This is a genomic window from Candidatus Microbacterium phytovorans (assembly GCA_029202445.1).
GTDB classification, from domain to species: domain Bacteria; phylum Actinomycetota; class Actinomycetes; order Actinomycetales; family Microbacteriaceae; genus Microbacterium; species Microbacterium phytovorans.
In genome coordinates, this window is record CP119321.1 from 168,624 (window position 1) to 188,660 (window position 20,037).

At 70.3% G+C, this 20,037-nt stretch carries 18 protein-coding genes; 14 read left to right on the forward strand and 4 right to left on the reverse strand.

The window, feature by feature from the left end; genetic code table 11:
• Positions 1-4: 4 nt before the first annotated feature.
• On the reverse strand, positions 5-1,771 hold the full coding sequence (locus tag P0Y48_00775; GenBank protein WEK13778.1) for a biotin carboxylase N-terminal domain-containing protein: 1,767 nt from the start codon (positions 1,769-1,771) through the stop codon (positions 5-7).
• 92 nt (positions 1,772-1,863) lie between these two features.
• Entirely contained in the window at positions 1,864-2,520 is a 657-nt protein-coding gene (locus P0Y48_00780; protein ID WEK13779.1) for a Maf family protein, read from the reverse strand.
• A 56-nt stretch (positions 2,521-2,576) separates the two neighbouring features.
• Here P0Y48_00780 and P0Y48_00785 point away from each other — a divergent pair, with 56 nt between their 5' ends.
• Genes P0Y48_00785 through P0Y48_00800 form a run of 4 tightly spaced genes read left to right on the forward strand, consistent with a single transcriptional unit; the run spans position 2,577 to position 6,815 of the window.
• Positions 2,577-3,914 (forward strand): class I SAM-dependent RNA methyltransferase, encoded by a 1,338-nt coding sequence (locus tag P0Y48_00785; GenBank protein WEK13780.1) that lies wholly within the window; start codon positions 2,577-2,579, stop codon positions 3,912-3,914.
• 9 nt (positions 3,915-3,923) lie between these two features.
• Positions 3,924-4,580: a response regulator transcription factor gene (locus P0Y48_00790; GenBank protein WEK13781.1), complete on the forward strand. Its 657-nt coding sequence runs from the start codon at positions 3,924-3,926 to the stop codon at positions 4,578-4,580.
• Positions 4,570-5,802: an ATP-binding protein gene (locus P0Y48_00795; GenBank protein ID WEK13782.1), complete on the forward strand. Its 1,233-nt coding sequence runs from the start codon at positions 4,570-4,572 to the stop codon at positions 5,800-5,802. Before P0Y48_00790 ends, P0Y48_00795 begins: the two co-directional genes overlap by 11 nt.
• Complete coding sequence (locus tag P0Y48_00800; protein WEK13783.1) at positions 5,799-6,815, forward strand: hypothetical protein; 1,017 nt, start codon at positions 5,799-5,801, stop codon at positions 6,813-6,815. The genes P0Y48_00795 and P0Y48_00800 overlap by 4 nt, the downstream gene beginning before the upstream one ends.
• Before the next feature lie 207 nt (positions 6,816-7,022).
• Here the strand turns inward: P0Y48_00800 and P0Y48_00805 are convergent, their stop codons facing one another.
• Both P0Y48_00805 and P0Y48_00810 read right to left on the reverse strand, forming a co-directional pair.
• Positions 7,023-7,277, reverse strand: a complete 255-nt coding sequence (locus P0Y48_00805) for an acyl-CoA carboxylase subunit epsilon (protein WEK13784.1) — start codon at positions 7,275-7,277, stop codon at positions 7,023-7,025.
• A complete protein-coding gene (locus P0Y48_00810; GenBank protein WEK13785.1) occupies positions 7,274-8,872 on the reverse strand; it encodes an acyl-CoA carboxylase subunit beta in 1,599 nt (532 codons plus the stop codon). The genes P0Y48_00805 and P0Y48_00810 overlap by 4 nt, the downstream gene beginning before the upstream one ends.
• Before the next feature lie 93 nt (positions 8,873-8,965).
• Between P0Y48_00810 and P0Y48_00815 the strand changes: the two genes are divergently transcribed.
• The 10 genes from P0Y48_00815 (at position 8,966) to P0Y48_00860 (ending at position 20,035) form a co-directional block, all read left to right on the forward strand.
• Entirely contained in the window at positions 8,966-9,754 is a 789-nt protein-coding gene (locus tag P0Y48_00815) for a biotin--[acetyl-CoA-carboxylase] ligase (GenBank protein ID WEK13786.1), read from the forward strand.
• An 83-nt stretch (positions 9,755-9,837) separates the two neighbouring features.
• Positions 9,838-10,389 carry a PH domain-containing protein gene (locus P0Y48_00820; GenBank protein WEK13787.1) on the forward strand — a complete coding sequence of 184 codons (552 nt, stop codon included), beginning with the start codon at positions 9,838-9,840 and terminating at the stop codon, positions 10,387-10,389.
• A 103-nt stretch (positions 10,390-10,492) separates the two neighbouring features.
• A complete protein-coding gene (locus tag P0Y48_00825) occupies positions 10,493-11,620 on the forward strand; it encodes a 5-(carboxyamino)imidazole ribonucleotide synthase (protein ID WEK13788.1) in 1,128 nt (375 codons plus the stop codon).
• A gap of 107 nt (positions 11,621-11,727) precedes the next feature.
• On the forward strand, positions 11,728-12,195 hold the full coding sequence (gene purE, locus P0Y48_00830; GenBank protein ID WEK14972.1) for a 5-(carboxyamino)imidazole ribonucleotide mutase: 468 nt from the start codon (positions 11,728-11,730) through the stop codon (positions 12,193-12,195).
• Positions 12,192-13,655: an LCP family protein gene (locus P0Y48_00835; GenBank protein ID WEK13789.1), complete on the forward strand. Its 1,464-nt coding sequence runs from the start codon at positions 12,192-12,194 to the stop codon at positions 13,653-13,655. Before purE ends, P0Y48_00835 begins: the two co-directional genes overlap by 4 nt.
• Before the next feature lie 9 nt (positions 13,656-13,664).
• Entirely contained in the window at positions 13,665-14,783 is a 1,119-nt protein-coding gene (locus P0Y48_00840) for a glycosyltransferase (GenBank protein WEK13790.1), read from the forward strand.
• 80 nt (positions 14,784-14,863) lie between these two features.
• Entirely contained in the window at positions 14,864-17,023 is a 2,160-nt protein-coding gene (locus P0Y48_00845) for an SH3 domain-containing protein (GenBank protein WEK13791.1), read from the forward strand.
• 101 nt (positions 17,024-17,124) lie between these two features.
• Positions 17,125-18,015 (forward strand): ABC transporter permease, encoded by an 891-nt coding sequence (locus P0Y48_00850; protein WEK13792.1) that lies wholly within the window; start codon positions 17,125-17,127, stop codon positions 18,013-18,015.
• Positions 18,015-18,764, forward strand: a complete 750-nt coding sequence (locus P0Y48_00855) for an ABC transporter ATP-binding protein (GenBank protein ID WEK13793.1) — start codon at positions 18,015-18,017, stop codon at positions 18,762-18,764. Before P0Y48_00850 ends, P0Y48_00855 begins: the two co-directional genes overlap by 1 nt.
• Complete coding sequence (locus P0Y48_00860) at positions 18,761-20,035, forward strand: polysaccharide pyruvyl transferase family protein (GenBank protein ID WEK13794.1); 1,275 nt, start codon at positions 18,761-18,763, stop codon at positions 20,033-20,035. The genes P0Y48_00855 and P0Y48_00860 overlap by 4 nt, the downstream gene beginning before the upstream one ends.
• Positions 20,036-20,037: the final 2 nt, after the last annotated feature.

Here is a 20,037-nt window from a genome sequence, read left to right on the forward strand (position 1 = left end):
GGCGTCAGGAGATTGTGAGCAGCTGATGCCCCGCCGGCACCGTCGTGCCGGGCTGCGCGTTGATCGCCCCGATGACGCCGTCCTTGTGCGCCTGCAGCGGCTGCTCCATCTTCATCGCCTCGAGGACGACGACCAGGTCGCCCTTGACGACCTGCTGCCCCTCCTCGACGGCGACCTTGACGATCGTGGCCTGCATGGGCGACTTGACGGCATCACCGGACGCGCCGGCGTTGACCGTCGGCGCGTGCGAGCGTCGCGACGGCGGCACGGCGGCCGGACGACCGACCTTCGTGGGCGCCTGGGCGATGCGATCGGGGAGGCTCACCTCGAGGCGCTTGCCGGCGACCTCGACGACCACCGTGTGACGCGCCTCGCCGGCCTCCGGCGATTCCAGCTCGCCGTCCCAGGGGGCGATGTCGTTGTCGAACTCGGTCTCGATCCAGCGGGTGAACACGCCGAAGGTGCCGTCCTCGCCGGTGAAGGCGGGGTCGCGCACGACCTTGCGGTGGAAGGGCAGCACGGTGGGCATGCCGGCCACCTCGAACTCGTCGAGAGCGCGGCGGGAGCGTTCAAGCGCCTCGGCGCGGTCGCGGCCCGACACGATGATCTTCCCGAGCAGGGAGTCGAAGGCCCCCGAGACGCTGTCGCCCGCCGTGACGCCGGAGTCCAGACGGATGCCGGGGCCGCCGAACGTCTTGAACTGGTGGATGCGTCCGGGCTGCGGCAGGAACCCGCGGCCCGGGTCCTCGCCGTTGATGCGGAACTCGAACGAGTGTCCGACCGGCTCGGGATCGTCGTAGTCGAGCACGCCGCCCTCGGCGAGGCGGAACTGCTCGCGCACGAGATCGATGCCGGTGACCTCCTCGGACACCGGGTGCTCCACCTGCAGGCGCGTGTTGACCTCGAGGAAGGAGATCGTCCCGTCGGCGCCGATGAGGAACTCGCACGTGCCCGCGCCGACGTACCCGACCTCCTTGAGGATGGCCTTCGACGCGTCGTAGAGGATGCGGTTCTGCTCGTCGCTCAGGAACGGCGCGGGGGCCTCCTCGACGAGCTTCTGGTGGCGGCGCTGCAACGAGCAGTCGCGCGTGGACACGACGACGACGTTGCCCTCGGCATCCGCGAGGCACTGGGTCTCGACGTGGCGCGGCTTGTCGAGGTACTTCTCGACGAAGCACTCGCCGCGGCCGAAGGCGGTGATCGCCTCGCGCGTCGCCGATTCGAAGAGCTCGGCGACCTCGTCGAGCTCGCGAGCGACCTTCAGGCCGCGACCGCCGCCGCCGTACGCGGCCTTGATCGCGATGGGGAGACCGTACTCCTGGGCGAAGGCGATGACCTCGTCGGCCCCCGCGACCGGTCCGGGCGTGCCGGGCGCGAGCGGCGCGCCGACCTTCTCGGCGACGTGTCGGGCCGTGACCTTGTCGCCGAGTGCTTCGATCGCCTCGGGCGACGGGCCGATCCACGTGAGTCCGGCCGCGATCACCGCGCGGGCGAAGTCGGCGTTCTCGGCGAGGAATCCGTAGCCGGGGTGCACCGCGTCGGCACCGGAGCGCCGCGCGACCGAGAGGATCTTGTCGATCGAGAGATACGTCTCCGCGCTGGTCGCCCCCTCGAGGGCGTACGCCTCGTCGGCGAGGCGGGCGTGCATGGCGTCACGATCCTGGTCGGCGTAGACGGCGACCGAGGCCTTGCCGGAGTCCTTGGCGGCGCGGATGACGCGGACGGCGATCTCGCCGCGGTTCGCGATGAGCACCTTGGCGATATGAGGCATGGGTGCCAGCCTACCCAGGTCCCGACGGACGCCTTTGGATCACTCGCACAAGATCGCCGCGGAAACGTGTGCGGGAGTCTACGACGGCTCGGTCACCCGGCGGTCGGGCGGTTCCACAGCGACGTCCACGGGACCCCGAGTTCGCCTGTCAATCGCCGCACCGTCGAGAGTGACATGCCCACGACGGTGGAGGGATCGCCGTCGACGCGCGTGATGAACGCTCCGCCGAGGCTGTCGACCGTAAACGCGCCGGCCACCAGCAGCGGTTCACCCGAGGCGACGTAGTCCGCGATCTCGCGGTCGGTGACGTCGTCGGCGAACGTGACCGAGGCGGCGGCGACGGCGTGCGCCTCCTTAGGTGCGCGGCCCGGTCGCACGCGATACACGCTGTGCCCGGAGTGGAGGATGCCGGTGCGCCCGCGCATCGCCTGCCAGCGGGCCGTGGCCGCATCGGCTGTGTACGGCTTTCCGAGCACCTGACCGTCGAGCTCGAACATGGAGTCGCCGCCGATGACGATCCCCTCGAAGCCCTCCTCCTCCTGCGTCAAGCTCGCCACGACGTCGGCGGCCTTGCGGCGCGCCAGCAGGAGGACGTGCTCGTCCGGCGGGAGGACGCGGCCCTCGCGCGTCTCGACCTCCGCGATCACGGCCTCCTCGTCGACGCGCGGCGCGCGGGCGAGCGGCTCGATCCCGGCCTGCCGCAGCAGCATGAGACGGGCCGGGGACGTGGAGGCGAGGCAGACGCGCATGTCTTCACGCTATCGAGCCCGGGCGCCGTCGATCTCGCATGTGGGAGAGTCGGAGGATGCCCGCGAACGAGATCGAACTGGACGTCACCGACGTCGCGCACGGCGGCGTCTTCGTGGGACGCCACCAGGATGAGGAAAGCGCTGACCGCGGCGGACGGGTCGTGTTCGTCCCGGACGCGATCCCGGGCGAGCGCGTCCGGGTGCGTCTGACCGAGACCGGGAAGGCGTCGTACTGGCGCGGTGAGGTGCTCGAGGTGCTCTCGGCATCCCCGCATCGTCGCCCGCACGTATGGGCGCAGGCCGACGTCGACGTGGCACCCGAGAACCGCCCCGGGGGAGCCGACTTCGGGCACATCGACCTCGATCACCAGCGCACGCTGAAGACGCAGGTCATCCGCGACGCGCTGCAGCGCATCGGCGGGCTGGCGCTTCCCGTCACCGTCGCCGCGGCCCATCCGCTTCCGGGCGGGCCAGCGGCGGAGGACGGCATGGGTTGGCGCACGCGCGTCAGCGTGCACGTCGATGGCGACGGCCGGATCGGGCCCTATGCGGCACGCAGCCACCGTGTCATCCCGACGACGGAGCTGCCGCTGGCCGCCGACGAGATCGCCGACGCCGTCCGTCAGCCGCGGGCCGCCGCATCGGGCCGCCTCGACTTCGTGCTCCCGGCCGACGGGCGGGTACGCGTCATCGCGCGCCCCGACAGCACGGACCCGCGACCGCGCCGGGGTCCTCGCCGCGGCGGCGCACCGGCCGCGCCGATCGACCCCGCCGCGCGCGAGACCGTCGTCGAGCGGGTCGCGGGGCGGGAGTTCCGCGTCGACGCGGGCGGGTTCTGGCAGGTGCACCGCGCCGCGGCGCACACCCTCACGGCGGCGCTCGGCGAACTCCTGGCCGGAGACGTCGTCGATCCCGACGCGTGGCACCTCGACCTGTACGGCGGGGTGGGGCTCCTCGCCGCTGCCCTCGGCGACGCGGGCGGGCCGACCACCCGTGTCACGACCGTAGAGTCCGATCCCCGGGCGACGGAGCACGCCGGCGAGAACCTGGCGGAATGGGTGGGCGCACGCGCCGAGACGGGGCGCGTCGACCGCTGGTTGCGCAGCCTCACGGCATCCGCGTCCGCCGCCGAGCGCGCGCGACTGCGTGCGGGCGTCGTGGTGCTCGACCCGCCGCGCGCGGGAGCGGGTCGAGACGTCGTCGAACACATCGTCGAGCTCCGACCGGCGCACGTGGCCTACGTCGCGTGCGATCCCGTCGCGCTGGCCCGCGATCTCGGCACGTTCGCCGCCCGCGGCTATCACGCGTCGGCAGTCCACGGGTTCGACCTGTTCCCGCATTCTCATCATGTCGAAGGGCTTGTCCTCCTCACTACTGAGGGTGAGGCTCGTTAGGCTGGCCCCATGACTCGGGTGGCGTTCATCGACGACCACGAATCCGTGCGCCTGGGCCTCGAGGCCGCGTGCGCCCGCGAGCCCGAGAAGGAGGTCGTCTTCTCCGGCGACACCGTCACCGAATACATGAAGTGGCGCGTGCTCTCCCACGAGGGGCCCGCCGACGTCGTCGTCCTCGACCTCACGCTCGGCGACGGCACCACCGTCACCGAGAACGTGCTGCGACTCACGCGCGACGGCTCCGAGGTGATCATCCACAGCGTCGCCGACCGACCCGCCGCCGTCCGCGAGGCGCTCGCCGCCGGGGCGGCGGGCGTGGTCAGCAAGTCGTCGCGCATCGACGACGTCATCCGGGCGATCCGCATCGTCGCCCGAGGGGAGCCCCTCGACAACGTCGAGTGGGCCAGCGCCGTCGACGGCGACCGGGCCTTCGCCGACGCCCAGCTGTCGGCCCGCGAGCGCGACGTGCTCCGGCTGTACGCCACGGGTCTGCCCCTGAAGGCGGTGGCCGACCGGCTCGGGATCGCGTACTCGACGGCGAAGGAGAACATCACACGCGTGCGCGTGAAGTACATCGACGTCGGGCGTCCCGCGCCGACGAAGGTCGACCTGCTCCGCCGCGCCATGGAGGACGGTCTCGTCGCTGAGGACGAGGGTGACGTCTGAGCGGCCGTCCGGAGCCGTATCGCTCCGGCCGGTCCTTCCCCCCGGTGAGGCTGCGGCTGCCGGAAGCGAGCGGTTCTCGCAGGCGCGCATCGAACGCATTCTCGGCGTCGTCGTCGGTTTCGGCTGCTCGGTCCTGGGGGCGCAGGCGTTCCTGAACGCCCTGACCTCCACCCAGGAGGGTCCGCTGTGGCGAGTGACTCTCGTGGTGGCCGTGTTCGTCCCCCTCATCCTCATGGTCGTCGCCAGTTCCACGGGGCTCGCGACCCGCGCGTGCGCCGGCGTCTTCGCCGTCGTCTTCCCCCTCGTGCTGCTGGCCTGGCCGATCGCCACCGCCGGTCGCGACGCCGCCGGCACGTCCGCGCCGTGGATCTGGTTCCTGCTCAACGTCGGAACCGCCGCGGCCGTCCTCGCCTTCTCCATGCCCCTGCAGATCGTGTGGGCGCTGTTCATCCCCCTGCTGTACGGCGTCGTGCGGATCGTGCAGGTCGGGCCGGATGCGCTGCGGGCGACCATCCTCGACGTGGTGTTCGCCATCATCCTCGCGGCGGTGTTCGTCGTGCTGGGCTGGATGCTGCGCAGCGTCGCCGTGCAGATGGACACGGCCAGGCGGGATGCCGTCGGCTCCTACGCCGCCGCGGCAGCCGCCGACGCGTCCGAGCGCGAACGGGTCGCCGTGGCGGCGCTCATGCACGACAGCGTCCTGGCCGCCCTCATCGCGGCGGAGCGTGCACGGACACCGCGCGAACGGTCGCTCGCGGTGTCGATGGCACGTGAGGCCCTCACCCGTCTCGCCAACGTCGATCAGGATGCCGGCGAGGGCTCCGACGCCCCGGTGCCCCTGGCATCCTTCGTCGCCGACCTGGACCGCGCCTCGTCCGATGCCGGCGGGCCCAGGGTGAGCAGCACGGTCGACGCGCTCGACTGGTCGCTTCCCGGCCGTGTCGCCCGTGCCCTCGTGCTGGCCACGGCGCAGGCCGTTGCCAACTCGGTCGAGCATGCCGACGGCAAGGGGCTGCGCATCGAGGTCGCCGCGGGCGACCGGCACGTCGAGATCCTCATCGCCGATCGCGGACGGGGATTCGATCCGGACGCCGTGCCCGATGACCGCCTCGGCATCCGAGGGTCGATCTCCGCGCGCGTCGCTGCGGTGGCGGGCACGTCGCGCATCGAGAGCGACCCGACCGGCACCCGGGTCGCCCTGTACTGGGAGCGGCCGTCATGAAGGCGTCGCTGAGATCGGCACTGTCGGCGCTCGGTGTCGCGTTCACCGCCTACCTCGCCGTGGGCGGGATGATCTGGACCTCGACCCCGCAGCAGCCGCTGCTGGTGGTCGCCATGATCACCCTGTACCTCGTGACGGTGTGGCTCTGTATCTTCTGGGGATCGGGCACGACGCCGCTGCCGCTGTGGCTGACGGCGCTTGCGCTGCTGGCGGCCGTGCTGGTGCCGAACGTCACCTGGTTCGCAGCGGGCGACGACGTGCGCCTGCAGACGTGGGCGACCTGGGGGCTGGGCGGGATCAGTGCGCTGCTGGCGATCCTCGTCGTCCGCCGCCGGGTGTGGGCCGCGTGGATCGGCGTCGGCATCCTCGCCGTCTCCGGCAGCTTCTGGATCGGCATCGTCAGCGCTCTCTCCCTCGGCGCCGTCGGCGCGGTCGTCTGGGTGGGCATCGCCCAGCTGGTGACCGGGCTCATGGCGCGCGCCGCGCGCGACACCGCCGAGCTGACCGAACTCCAGCGGTCCTCGTCGGAATGGCTCGCATCGCAGTCGGGACGGCGGCGGGAGCGGCGCGTGACGGTGCAGCGCGCGATCGCGCTCGCCGGCCCCGTCCTCACGCGCGTCATCGAGACGGGCGGCGTCCTCGACGACGACGAGCGCGCACTGGCCCGGCTGTCCGAGGGGCGGCTGCGCGACGAGCTCCGCGGGCGTCGGCTGCTCGACGACGCCGTGCGGCTGCAGCTGGAGACCGTGCGCCGACGCGGCACCGAGGTCACGATGCTCGACGAGGGCGGTCTCGACGGCGTCGAAGAGACGCATCTGACCGCGATCCGCACCGAGCTCGCCCAGGCGCTCGCCGACGCACGGTCGGAGCGCGTCTTCATCCGCACGTCGCAGCACGAGAGCATCGCGGTCACCGTCGTCGGTCGATCGCGCAGCGAGGACGACCCGGACGGCGAGGATGTCGTCGATCTCTGGCACGAGATCCGATGGCCCGCTGACGCCGACGCGACCTAAGGGGGAGGGAGGCGAGGGGCGGCGAAGCCGCCCGCCCCTCGCCTGCGCGAGCGGTTACCCGAAAACCGACTCGCTGGCCGGCCTGAACTCTGAGAGCGGACCGACCGAACGCAGAAGCGTTCCAGCAGTTCTAGTGTGCGGCGGGGCGTCGGTGATGTCTGTAGGTATTTTGGGGGACATCTCGCGGCGCTGCCCGAGCGACGGCGCTCAGCCCGAGAATCGACCCCAGCCGACCTCGCGACGCAACGGCTGCCGGAGCGACCGCGCCGAGACCTCCCACGCGGAACGCCGACGCCCGTCATCGGCGACGGCCGCCGCGGCCTCCGAGCGATACGATTCGCTGACGACGGCGACGGCGGCCGCGAGTTCCTCGGGCGTCGGATTACCGCGCAGCACGTCGATCCGCAGCGCCGTGTCCTCGGCCGAGGCGTCGCGCGCCGGCACGCCGTCCGCCCCGGTCATAGCGGGATGTTCCCGTGCTTCTTGGCGGGGAGGCTCGCGCGCTTGCCGCGCAGGGCGCGGAGAGCCTTCGCGATCGCGACGCGGGTCGCGGCGGGTTCGATGATGCCGTCGAGTTCGCCGCGCTCGGCCGCCAGGAACGGCGATGCCACGTTGTAGGTGTACTCGTTGGCGAGACGGGTCCGGACGGCGGCGACGTCTTCGCCGGCCTCTTCGGCTTTCTTGATCTCGCCGCGGTAGAGGATGTTGACGGCGCCCTGACCGCCCATCACCGCGATCTCCGCGGTCGGCCAGGCGAGGTTCACGTCGGCGCCGAGTTGCTTGGACCCCATCACGATGTAGGCACCGCCGTACGCCTTCCGGAGGATGACGGTCACGAGTGGCACGGTCGCCTCGGCGTAGGCGTAGAGGAGTTTGGCGCCGCGACGGATGACGCCGGTCCACTCCTGGTCGGTTCCGGGGAGGTAGCCCGGCACGTCGACGAGAGTGACGATCGGAATCGAGAACGCGTCGCAGAAGCGCACGAAACGGCTGGCCTTCTCGCCCGCCTCGATGTTGAGCGTGCCCGCCATCTGCGACGGCTGGTTGGCGATGATGCCGACCGATCGCCCTTCGACCCGCCCGAATCCGATGACGATGTTCGGCGCGAACAACGGCTGCACCTCGAGGAACTCGCCGCCGTCGGTGATGTGGGAGATGACCTCGTGGATGTCGTACGGCTGGTTGGGGGAGTCGGGGATGATCGTGTTGAGCACGCGGTCGGCATCCGTCGTCTCGAACTCGAAGGCGTGCTCGTAGTCGGGGATCTCGGCCATGTTGTTGTCGGGGAGGAAGCCGAGCATCGTGCGCACGTAGTCGATCGCGTCCTCTTCGTCTTCCGCGAGGTAGTGCGCGACGCCCGAGCGTGTGTTGTGCGTGTAGGCGCCGCCGAGCTCCTCCATGCCGACGTCCTCGCCGGTGACGGTCTTGATGACGTCGGGGCCGGTGACGAACATCTGACTCGTCTTGTCGACCATGACGACGAAGTCGGTGAGCGCGGGGGAGTACACGGCGCCGCCGGCCGCCGGGCCCATGATGATCGAGATCTGCGGGATCACGCCCGACGCCGCCGTGTTCAGGCGGAAGATCTCGCCGTACTTCCCGAGGGCGACGACACCCTCCTGGATGCGGGCGCCGCCCGAGTCGAGGATGCCGACGATGGGCATGCCGCCGCGGAGGGCGAACTCCATGACCTTGATGATCTTGTCGCCGGCGACCTCGCCGAGAGAGCCGCCGAAGGTCGAGAAGTCCTGCGAGTAGACGGCGACGGTGCGGCCGTGGATGGTGCCGACACCGGTCACCACGGAGTCGCCGTAGGGCCGGGAGCGGTCCATGCCGAAGGCGCTCGTGCGGTGGCGCACGTACTCGTCGAGTTCGACGAAGCTCCCGGGGTCCACCAGCTGCTCGATGCGCTCGCGCGCCGTGCCCTTCCCCTTCGCGTGCTGCTTCTCCTGGGCGACGGCCTCGGCATCGAGGACGGCTTCCTGGAATCGAGCACGCAGATCGGCGATCTTGCCGGCGGTCGTGGACAGGTCGGGCTGGTCGGTCACGCGTTCCACCCTAGCGAGCGCGACAGCGACCGCGTTGGCAGACGACCACAACGCGCGGCGTCGACCGTTGTCGGAGTCGCCCAGCCGCGTATCGTTGCCGTCATGTCGTCCCTTCCTTCCGGCTATCCGCTCGCCGCCGCCGTGTCGCCCCGGCTGCAGGTGATCGAGACCGTCGACTCCACCAACGCGCGGCTGCTCGCCGACGTCGCAGCCGACCAGGCGGGGCACCCTCACCTGTCGGTGCTCCTCACGCGTGACCAGCGCGCCGGCCGGGGCCGTCTGGACCGCGCGTGGACGGCACCGCCGGGAACGGCGCTGGCCATCTCCGTGCTCCTGGATATCGGGGCCGTCGCCCACGCCGACCGCGGGTGGGTGCCCCTCGTGGCGGGCGAGGCGATGCGCCACGCGGTCGCGGCTCAGCTCACGGGGCTCATCGCGACGGTGAAGTGGCCCAATGACGTGCTCGTCGGCGGGTTGAAGATCAGCGGCATCCTCGTCGAAGTCCTGCCCGACGATCCGTACCGGGTCGTCGTCGGTGCGGGGGTGAACACGACGATGACGCGTGCCGACCTCCCGGTACCGACGGCGACGTCCTTCGCCGACCTCGGTCGCGACGTCGACGAGGACCGACTGGTCGCCGACTACCTGACGGCGCTCCGCGACGGCATCGCCTCCCTCGCGGTGGGTGGCGCCGACGGCGCTCGCGACCGGATCTCCGCGGTGTGCGAGACCCTCGGGGTCGACGTGACCGTCTCCCTCCCCGACGGTGCCCGGATCGAGGGACACGCCGAGAGGCTGGATGCCGAGGGGCGCCTGGTCGTGTCGCACGAGGGCACCGAGTCGGTCGTCTCGGCCGGAGACGTCGTGCACGTCCGCCCGGGGCGCAGCTGACGCCACCGCCCGGCATCACCGCCCGGCGTCACCGCCCGGCGCGCCGACTCGGCGGTGTCGGGGGCCTCGGTCACAATGGACCCGTGACCCAGCCGACTCCGTACTCCGGAAGGCCGCTGACGCCGGCCCCGGGGGCCGCTGCGCCCGAGTTGCGCCTCGTGAGGCTGCGTCGGCACGCGCGTCGCCTCGGCTGGTCGGCGCTCGTGCTGGTGGCGGTGGCCGGGGCCGTGGGGTTCTTCACGGGCAACCTGCCCGCGCCCTTCGAGGACTGGATGCTGTGGGCCGCCGCCGGTCTCGTGGTGCTGCTGCTCGTCGTCCTGCCCTACGTCGCGTGGCTCTCGCACACGTACACGATCACGACCCGTCGCGTCGTCGAGCAGTCCGGCTTCGTCAGCAGGGCGCGGCGGGAGGTCTCCCACGCCCGCGGGTACACCATCTCCGAGAAGCGGGGCCCGCTGCAGAGGTTGTGGGGTGCGGGCACACTCGCGCTCGCGAACGGCGTCGACGCGCCGCTGCGGATGGTCGACATCCCCGCCGTGCGACTCGTGCACGAGACGCTCGCCGACCAGGTGGAGATCAGTCAGATCCTCGCCCACCGCGACGGCGCGACGGCATCCGCGGGGGACCGCTCCTGACGCGAGCCAGTGCGGGTGGCCGGGCGACGGGCGTCGCCGGTCAGGGTGCCGACCTGGAAAGATGGTGACTCAGGGGAGGGGCGGCCCTCCAGGAAAGGGAGCCATGCCCGTCAAGGTCGGAATCGTCGGTGGCGGTCAGCTCGCGCGGATGATGATCGCCCCCGCGGTCGAGCTCGGTCTGCAGGTGAGCGTGCTCGCCGAGGACGTCGGCATGTCGGCGGCGCTCGCGGCCACCGCCGTCGGCGACTACCGCGACCTCGAGACCGTCCGCGCCTTCGCGCGCGACGTCGACGTGCTGACCTTCGACCACGAGCACGTGCCCCAGGAGGTGCTGCGCGCCCTCGTGGCCGATGGCGTCGCCGTCCACCCCGGACCCGATGCGCTCCAATACGCGCAGGACAAGCTGCGCATGCGCGCCCGGCTCGAAGAGCTCGGGATGCCGCAACCCGACTGGGCCGCCGTGGCCGACCTCGACGCGTTGCAACGCTTTCTCGACGCGCACGAGGGGCGCGGCGTCGTGAAGACGCCGCGTGGCGGCTACGACGGCAAGGGCGTGCGCGTCGTGCGCTCTGCCGCCGACGCGGCCGACTGGATCGATGCGCTGGAGCCCGGCGGCGCGCTGCTGGTGGAGGAGCTCGTGGACTTCACGCGAGAGCTCGCCCAGCAGGTCGCTCGCCGTCCCTCGGGGGATGCCGTCGCCTACCCCGTGGTCGAGACCGTGCAGCGCGATGGTGTGTGCGCGGAGGTCATCGCTCCCGCGCCCCACGGTGCGGGGCGCGTCGCCGATGTCGCGGCGGAGATCGGTCGCACGATCGCCGAAGGGCTCGGCGTCACCGGCATGCTCGCGGTGGAGCTGTTCGAGACGACCGACGAGCGGCTCCTCGTCAACGAGCTCGCCATGCGTCCGCACAACAGCGGTCACTGGAGCCAGGACGGCGCCGTCACCGGTCAGTTCGAGCAGCACGTCCGCGCCGTCCTCGACCTCCCCCTCGGCGACCCGTCGCCGAGGGCGCCCTGGTCGGCCATGGTCAACATCCTCGGCGGTCCCGCCGCGGACTCGCTCGAGAGCCGGTTCCCCGCGGTGCTGGCCGCTCACCCGGCCGCCAAAGTCCACACCTACGGCAAGGCGCCGCGCCCGGGGCGCAAGGTCGGGCACGTGAACGTCAGCGGCGACGAACTCGACGCGGTGGTCTACGAGGCCCGTGCGGCTGCCGCGTTCTTCGAGGACTGACCGCACCGCAAGGCGCGCCGTTCCGGCGACTTTCCAGGCGCGACACCTAGCCTGGTCGGGTGACTCGACCCCTTCACTCCTCCGCTGCGCCGCTGGTCGGCGTCGTCATGGGCTCCGATTCGGACTGGCGGGTCATGAGCGACGCGTCGCAGGTCCTCACCGATTTCGGCATCGCTCATGAGGTCGAGGTCGTCTCGGCGCACCGCACCCCCGACAAGCTCCTCCGCTACGGACGCGAAGCCCGAGGCCGTGGCCTGCGCGTCATCATCGCCGGAGCCGGCGGCGCCGCCCATCTGCCGGGCATGCTCGCCTCCGTCACGGCCCTCCCCGTCATCGGGGTTCCCGTGCAGCTCGCCACCCTCGACGGCATGGACTCGCTGCTGAGCATCGTGCAGATGCCGGCCGGCATCCCCGTCGCCACCGTCTCGATCAACGGCGCCAAGAACGCAGGCCTTCTCGCTGCGCGCATCCTCGGGGCCGGTGACCCCGCGGTCGCCGGTCAGGTCGAGGAGTACGCCCGCAACCTGGAGCGACAGGTCGAGGAGAAGAACCGACGCCTGAAGGATTCGTTGTGAGCATCGCCAGCCCGCCGCGGCGGAGTGCCGCGCCGGCTGCGGGGCGGGCGGCGATGCCGTCGGCCCTGTGGAATGCGCATTCGCTGCGGACCCCGGACACGTCGTCGCCCGCCGTGATGACCCGGCGCGCGTGGTGGCTCGTCGTGCTCAACTTCCTGCTCCCCGGCTCCGCGCAGACGCTGGCCGGGCACCGTCGCCTCGGTCGTGTCGGGCTCGTCTCGACGTTCGTGCTGTGGGGGCTCGTCGTCGTGCTGGTGGTGCTCGCCGCCCTCTCCTGGACGTCGCTCGTGTCGATCCTCGCCAACTGGTTCGTCCTCCTCCTGGCGCAGGTGATTCTGCTGGCGTATGCCGTCCTGTGGATCGTGCTGACGATCGACACCCTCCGCCTCGTGCGTCTCGTCAAGACGCGTCCGCGTGCCCGGGTCGGGATCGCGGCTCTCGCCGTCGCGCTCGTCGTCGTGTCCTCGGGAGGCGCCGTGTACGCCTCGCAGGTCGCGGGTTCGGCGCGCGACGCGATCTCGACCGTCTTCGGCGGGGGACCGAGCGTGCCACCCTCCGACGGCTACTACAACTTCCTCCTCCTCGGCGCCGACAGCGGCGGCGGGCGCGACCACATGCTCTTCGACAGCATCTCGGTGGTGTCGGTGAACGCCGATTCCGGCGCCGTCACGATCACCGGCATCCCGCGCGACATGCGCAACGTGCCGTTCTCCGACGGGCCCATGCAGGAGCGCTATCCGAATGGCCACGAGGGCCACGCCGACGCCACGTGCGGGTGGGACAACAAGATCAATCAGCTCAACACCGAGGTCGGGCTGTGCCTGGACGGGGAGGCGATGTACCCGGATGCCGCGGCGATCGGCTCCACCCCCGGGATCGAGGCGACGCGCGACGCCGCCGAGGGCGTGCTCGGCATCGAGATCCCCTACTTCGTCTTCGTCGACATGGACGGGTTCGCCGCTCTCATCGACGCGCTCGGCGGCGTCGACATCACCGTCGCCGAGCGGCTCCCCACGGGTGCGCTGCACAAGAACGCCGACGGTTCGCTGTCGGGGATCAAGGGATGGATCGAAGCCGGCGCGCAGCACATGGACGGGGACACCGCACAGTGGTACGCCCGTTCGCGCTACACGACGAGCGACTACGACCGCATGAAGCGTCAGCGTCAGCTCCAGGCGGCGATCCTGGATCAGTTCACCCCCGCGACGGTGCTCACGCGATTCCAGGACATCTCCAAGGCGGGATCGGAGATCGTCCACACCGACATTCCGGCCTCGATGCTCTCCTACCTCGCCGATCTCGCGGTGAAGGCGAAGGAGCAGGAGGTGTCGACCATCGAGCTCACGCACGAGAACGGCGTCGACCCCGACAGCCCGGACTTCGCGTACATCCACGAGCTGGTCGACGAGACGCTGCACCCCGTGACGCCCACGCCCACACCCGGCGGCGACGGTCAGTAGGCTCGGCGCATGACCGCGATCCTGCGCATCGTGCTCGACCCTGCGGCAGGGGCGGTGTCCGACGTCGCCTCGGCCTCGCTCGAACTCGCACGCGGGCTGGTGACCACCGCCCCCGCCGGATGCGCCGTCGAAGCGATCGCGCCCGCGGCGCGTGCGGACGAGGCGGTCGACCTCGCGTCGCTCGTACCGGGACTCGAGGCTGCGACCCGGCTGCCGCTCGGACGACGCGAGCTCGCGGCCGCCTGGCAGCTCGGGATGCCGACCGGCGTCGGCGGCGGACTGATCCACGCGCCGTCGCTCCTGGCACCTCTCGTGCGCCACGACCGTGTGCACGACAACGACCAGACGGTCGTCACGATGTGGGACCTCGACGCGTGGGAGCGCCCCGACGAGATGCCCCGCGCTCACGTCGCTTCGCAGCGGGCACTGCTCAAGCGCGCCGTGAAGTTCGCCGACGCCGTCGTCGTGCCCACGCACGCGACCGCACAGCGGCTGGGGGAGCTCGCACGGCTGGGGGATCGGGTGCGTGTGATCGCGGGCGCTCCGCCGGAGACGTTCCGCGTTCCCGCCGACGAGATCGGCCGACGTCGTGCGCTCGGGCTCCCCGAAGGCTTCGTCCTCTTCAGCGGCGCACCCGTCGCGTCGTCCGGCCTGGCGGTCGGGCTCCACGCTGTCGCGCGGGCGGGCGTCGACCTGCCCGTCGTCATCCTCGATGCTCCGGAGGGCTCGGAGCCGGCGCTCGCCGAGCTCGCGGTGGCTGCCGGCATCCCCGAGTCGCACGTGCACGCGCGCCCCGCTCTCGATCCGCACGACCGCGCGGCCGTCTTCGGCGCCGCCGTCGCCTATCTCGCCCCCGCCGCAGGCTCCGCCTTCCCGTGGCGGCTCGTCGAAGCGCTGCGGCTGGGAGTTCCCGTGGTCGCCGTCGACTCCTCGGTGCACCGTGAAGTGCTCGCAGAGGGCGGTCTCGTGGCCGAGGCTGATGCGGATGCCCTCGGCGAGGCGCTCACCGGCGCGCTCGGGTCGACGTCCGCTGCCGAACGCTTGGGGGTGCTCGCGGGAGATCGCGGTCGCGCGTTCTCGTGGGCGGGTGCGGCGGAGCGGGTGTGGCAGTTGCACGCCGACCTCTGAGCCTTCTCGAAACGGCGTGTCGGAGCACGAGTTCCGAATTCGGAGTGGTAACGGAAGTTGACTTCCGTCACAATGGTCACATGTCCCCCCGACTGGAACCTCGCCGCGCCGTTTCTCCCACGGCGCTGGTCGTCGCTGTCCTCTCGCTGGTCGCGGGGATGCTGGTGTTCGCACCGCCCGCCCCCGCGCAGGCAGCCACCGCCCTCCCGTCCACGATCCAGGACGGCGGCTTCATCATCAGCGACGCCGAGTTCTTCGACAGCGACTCGATGACCGCCACCGAGATCAAGTCGTTCCTGAAGGCCCGTGTGACCACGTGTAAGGCCACGACGGGCCCGGCGTGCCTCAAGGACTTCACGACCGATCTGCCGGCCAAGAAGGCGGACAGCTACTGCAAGGCGATCTCGGCCCGCGAGGACGCGTCCGCTGCCGCCGTCATCGCCGCGGTCGCCAAGGCGTGCGGGATCAACCCCAAGGTGATCCTCGTCATGCTGCAGAAGGAGCAAGGACTCGTCACTTCGACGGCGCCGTCGGAATGGTCGTATCGCGCCGCCATGGGACAGGCCTGCCCCGACACTGCGCCGTGCGACGAGGCGGCCGCCGGATTCGTGAACCAGGTCTACAAGGGTGCGCGGCAGATGCAGGTGTACACGAAGAACCCGACGTCGTTCAATTACCGCGCAGGCCAGGTCAACACCATCAAGTGGCACCCGACGAGCTCGTGCGGCTCGTCGAAGGTCTTCATCAAGAACCAGGCGACGGCGAACCTCTACATCTACACGCCGTATCGCCCCAACATCGCCGCACTGGCAGCGGGATCGGGCACCGGTGACGGCTGCTCCACCTACGGGAACCGCAACTTCTACAACTACTACGTCACCTGGTTCGCTCCCGGCGCCTCCAGCTCGACCGGCACCCCCGCTCAGGTCTCGGCCTGCACGGCGCCCGCCTCGGCCGACATCACGGCCGGTTCCGGAACGGCCACGGTGACCACCGCGACGACCGGACGCAAGGCGCCCACCACGAAGTGCACGTCCGGGACCGTTTCCCTCGCCAAGGGCGCCACCGTCACGGTGCTCGGAACCTACGGCGCCTGGCTCCGGGTCAAGAGCGGGTCGTCGACACTGTGGGCGGCGAAGTCGGCGCTGAAGGTCGCGTCGAGTGGGACGCCCGCGGGCAGCTCGTGCGCCGCACCGGCCAGCTCCAGCATCACGAAGGCCTCCGGCAAGGTGGTGGTCGCCACCGCGAGCCTCAACGCCCGGAAGGCGCCGTCTACGGCGTGCGACACCGGTCGGATCACGGTCAAACTCGGCGCCGTGTACACGCGCACCGCGACGTACGACGTGTGGTGGCGCATCACCGTGGGCAGTTCCTCGTACTGGGTGCACAGCGCCTACGTCTCGCTCCAATCGCCCTCGACGACCCCGGTACCCACTCCCAAGCCGACGCCGACGCCGACCCCGACCGCGACGGCCGCGCCCGACGCGACCACGATGTACGCCCGCGCCGCAACGCACCTCCGCGCCAAGGCCAGCTCGTCGACCTACCTGTCGTCGGTCACGACATCCACCAAGGTGACCGTGACGGCGACGTCGGGCACCTGGAGCCAGGTCAAGATCGGCTCCACGAAGGGGTGGATCGCGTCGAGCAAGCTCGTCGCGAAGAAGCCCGCCGCTGTGGCGACGACCACGATGAAGACCAAGACCGCCGTCACGTCGCGCGTCGCAGCCTCCTCGTCGTCGACCGCGGTGAAGAAGCTCGCCAAGGGGACGCAGGTCACCGTGGTGGACGGCATCGGGAACTGGACCGCCGTCAAGGTCGGCTCCGCGACCGCCTGGGTGCCCACGTCTGCATTGACCAAGATGACGCCTGCCGCGCGGCAGACGACGACGTCATTGAATGTCCGTTCGAGTGCCTCCACATCGGCGAAGGTCATCACCACGCTGAAGAAGGGCACAAAGGTGAGCGTCACCGCGACCAGCGGGGCGTGGCGGAAGGTCAGCGTCTCCGGGAAGACGGGTTGGGTGCACGGTTCGTACCTGACGACGGTGGCCCCGACCAAGGTCGTCAAGACGACCACGACGAGCCTGAACCTGCGCTCCAGCGCGTCGACCTCCGCGAAGATCATCACGGTGCTCAAGAAGGGCACGAAGGTGACGGTGACGACGTCCCAGGGTGCGTGGCGGAAGGTCACGGTCGGCTCGCGGACGGGTTGGGTGCACAGCGACTACCTGAAGTAGACGCGGTATCCAGGGTCGACCCAGCGCAGTTCCGTTAGGATGGCCGGTGGCCCGCCTGGCCTGCGATCCGGGCAGGATTCTCCCGCTCTGCTAGGAAACCCGTGACACAGATCGACTACAGCGCCTTCGACACCCCTGGGCGCGGGCGCGGCGTCCTCGACGTCATCCGCTACCGCTACCTGCTGCGCCTGCTCATCGGCAAGAGCACCTCGCTGCGCTACCGCAACTCGGTTCTGGGCTGGTTCTGGTCGTACGTGCGCCCCACGGTCCAGTTCCTCGTCTACTACCTGGTCGTCGGCCAGATCCTCGGGCTCCACAAGAGCGTTCCGTACTTCCCGCTCTATCTGTTCAGCGGGCTCGTCCTCGTGAACCTCTTCAACGAGACCCTGGCGGCGGCGACCGGCTCGATCGTCAGCAACAAAGCCCTCGTGCGGAAGATCTACCTGCCGCGGGAGCTCTTTCCGCTGGCGGCCATCATCGGCGCGTTCACCCACTTCCTCCCGCAGCTCGCCGTCCTCATCGTCGCCAGCCTGATCTTCGGGTGGCTCCCGTCTCTGGCATCCGTCGGTCTCGTGCTCGCGGGCGTGCTCATCGTCCTCGGATTCGTCATCGGGCTGGGCCTGTTCTTCTCCGCCGTCAACGTCCGCTTCCGCGACGCGAGCAACGTCGTCGAGATCATCCGCACGATCGCGACCTGGTCCGTGCCGATCCTGTATACGTGGGCGATGGTCTACGAACGGTCCCAGAGCATCCCGTGGCTCTTCCACATCTACATGTCGAACCCCCTCGCGGTCGCTGTCGAGCTCTTCCACCACGCGTTCTGGGGCTCGCTGCCGTCCGTGGCGGCGCTCGACCCGGCCCCCGCCAACCTCGGCTGGCCGCCGCTGTTCGGCTGGTACGTCCTGGCCGCGATCGCGGTCATCCTCTTCTCGCTGGTCGTCGGGCAGCTCGTGTTCCGCCGCTTCGAGCGCACCTTCGCACAGGATCTGTGATGCACACGACCCCCCACTCCCAGCCCCAGCCGCGGATCGTCGTCGAGCACGTCTCGAAGTGGTTCAACAAGCGCAGTTCCCGCTCGATGAAGGATGCCTTCATCAACCTCGTGCGACGTCGTCCCGTGCGCTCGACCCAGTTCCAGGCGCTCAACGACGTCTCGTTCACCATCGGCGAGGGCGAGTCCGTCGCTGTCATGGGCCTCAACGGGTCGGGCAAGTCCACCACGCTCAAGCTGGTCTCGGGTGTGCTCGAGCCCGACGAGGGACGCGTGTTCACGCGCGGCAAGGTGGCGGGGCTCATCGAGGTCGGCGCGGGATTCCACCCCGAGCTCACCGGACGCGAGAACGTCTTCCTCAACGCCGCCATCCTCGGCATGAGCGAGAGGGAGACGAAGGCCAGGTTCGACGAGATCGTCGCCTTCAGCGAGATCGAGGACTTCATCGACCAAGAGGTGAAGCACTACTCCTCGGGTATGTTCATGCGTCTGGCCTTCAGCGTCGCCATCCACGTTCCGCTCGACGTGCTGCTGGTCGACGAGGTACTCGCCGTCGGTGACGCGCCGTTCCGCGCCAAGTGCAACGCGAAGCTCAAAGAGCTCGCAGGCCAAGGAGTGACGATGATGGTCGTCAGTCACAGCAAGGGCCAGGTCAAGCAGCTGTGCAGCCGGGGCATCGTCATCCGGAAGGGGCGTGTCGTCTTCGACGGGCCCATCGCTGAGGCGCTCGAGGCTCTCGACAGTCGATGACCTCGCGGCCTGAGCGGGTGCTCGTGCGGGCGGGGAAGGATCCGCTCGTGCCGATGTCGGCGGCTCGCTCCCTCGCCATCCGTCGGGACGGTGTGTTCGGGACCAACGCCGGCAACATGCTCTTCTACTCGGCAGCGTGGCGTGCACTTCTCACCGACGGTACGGAACTCTTCGCGGACGGGTACGCGACCGAGCAACGCTCTGCCCGGCAGGAGGCGGAACGTCTCAACCGCGAATACGATCGGCTCGTCATCCCGCTCGCGAACGCGTTTCGCAAGAGCTTCCTGCCCCGCCTCGACCGGCTCACCGACGTGATCCGTCTTCTCGATATCCCGGTCAGCGTCATCGGCGTGGGTGCCCAGTTCCCGCTCGGGGCCGACGTGGCCGACGCTCCCGCGGAGCTTCGTGACGCTGTCCGCTCCTTCGTGTCCGCGGTGCTGGATCGTTCGCCCTCGATCGGTGTGCGTGGCGGCTTCACGCGCGACTTCCTCGTCGCACTCGGATTCGACGACCGCACCATCGATGTCATCGGATGCCCCTCGTTGTACGGCTTCGGCGGTGACGGTGTGCTCGCGCCGCGGCGCGAGCTCACCCCTGACGCGCGATTGGCCGTGACCTACTCGCCGTACCTTCGCGACGCCGGGACTTTCGTTCGCACCGTGACGACGGCGTACCGCGACAGCTATGTCGTTCCGCAGACGGTCGAAGCGCTGGCTCTCCTGCTGTGGGGCGACCCGACTCCGTACGCGGCAAAGCGGGACCTGCCCGAGACGGCGTCGCACGAGCTCTATCGCACCGACCGCATGAGATTCTTCGTGGATGCCACGACGTGGATCGACACCTTGCGCGATCGTGATCTCGTCGTCGGCACCCGCATCCACGGAACGATCGCCGGGCTCTTGGCGGGAGTTCCCGCCATCCTCATCGCCCACGACACCCGCACGCGCGAGCTCGCCGAGTTCCACTCGATCCCGTATGCGCGCAAGTCCGCGATGAAGTCGGCGAACGTACGGCGACTCTACGAGCGAGCCGATTTCGAGGCCTTCACGGCATCCCACGGGCGCAACCTCGCGACCTTCCGAGCGTTCCTCGACCGACACGGCCTTGCACACACGATCGGTGAGGCACACCCCCGCTTCGACCGTGAGCTCGCGCGGGTGGACCTCGCCCCGCCCGTGCAGCCTCCCGGTGCGCGCACCCCGGGAGCGCGCCGTTCGCCGATCGATCGCCTCGTGTGGCGCGTCACGCAGGCGTCGCGACGTCGAGGGTGACC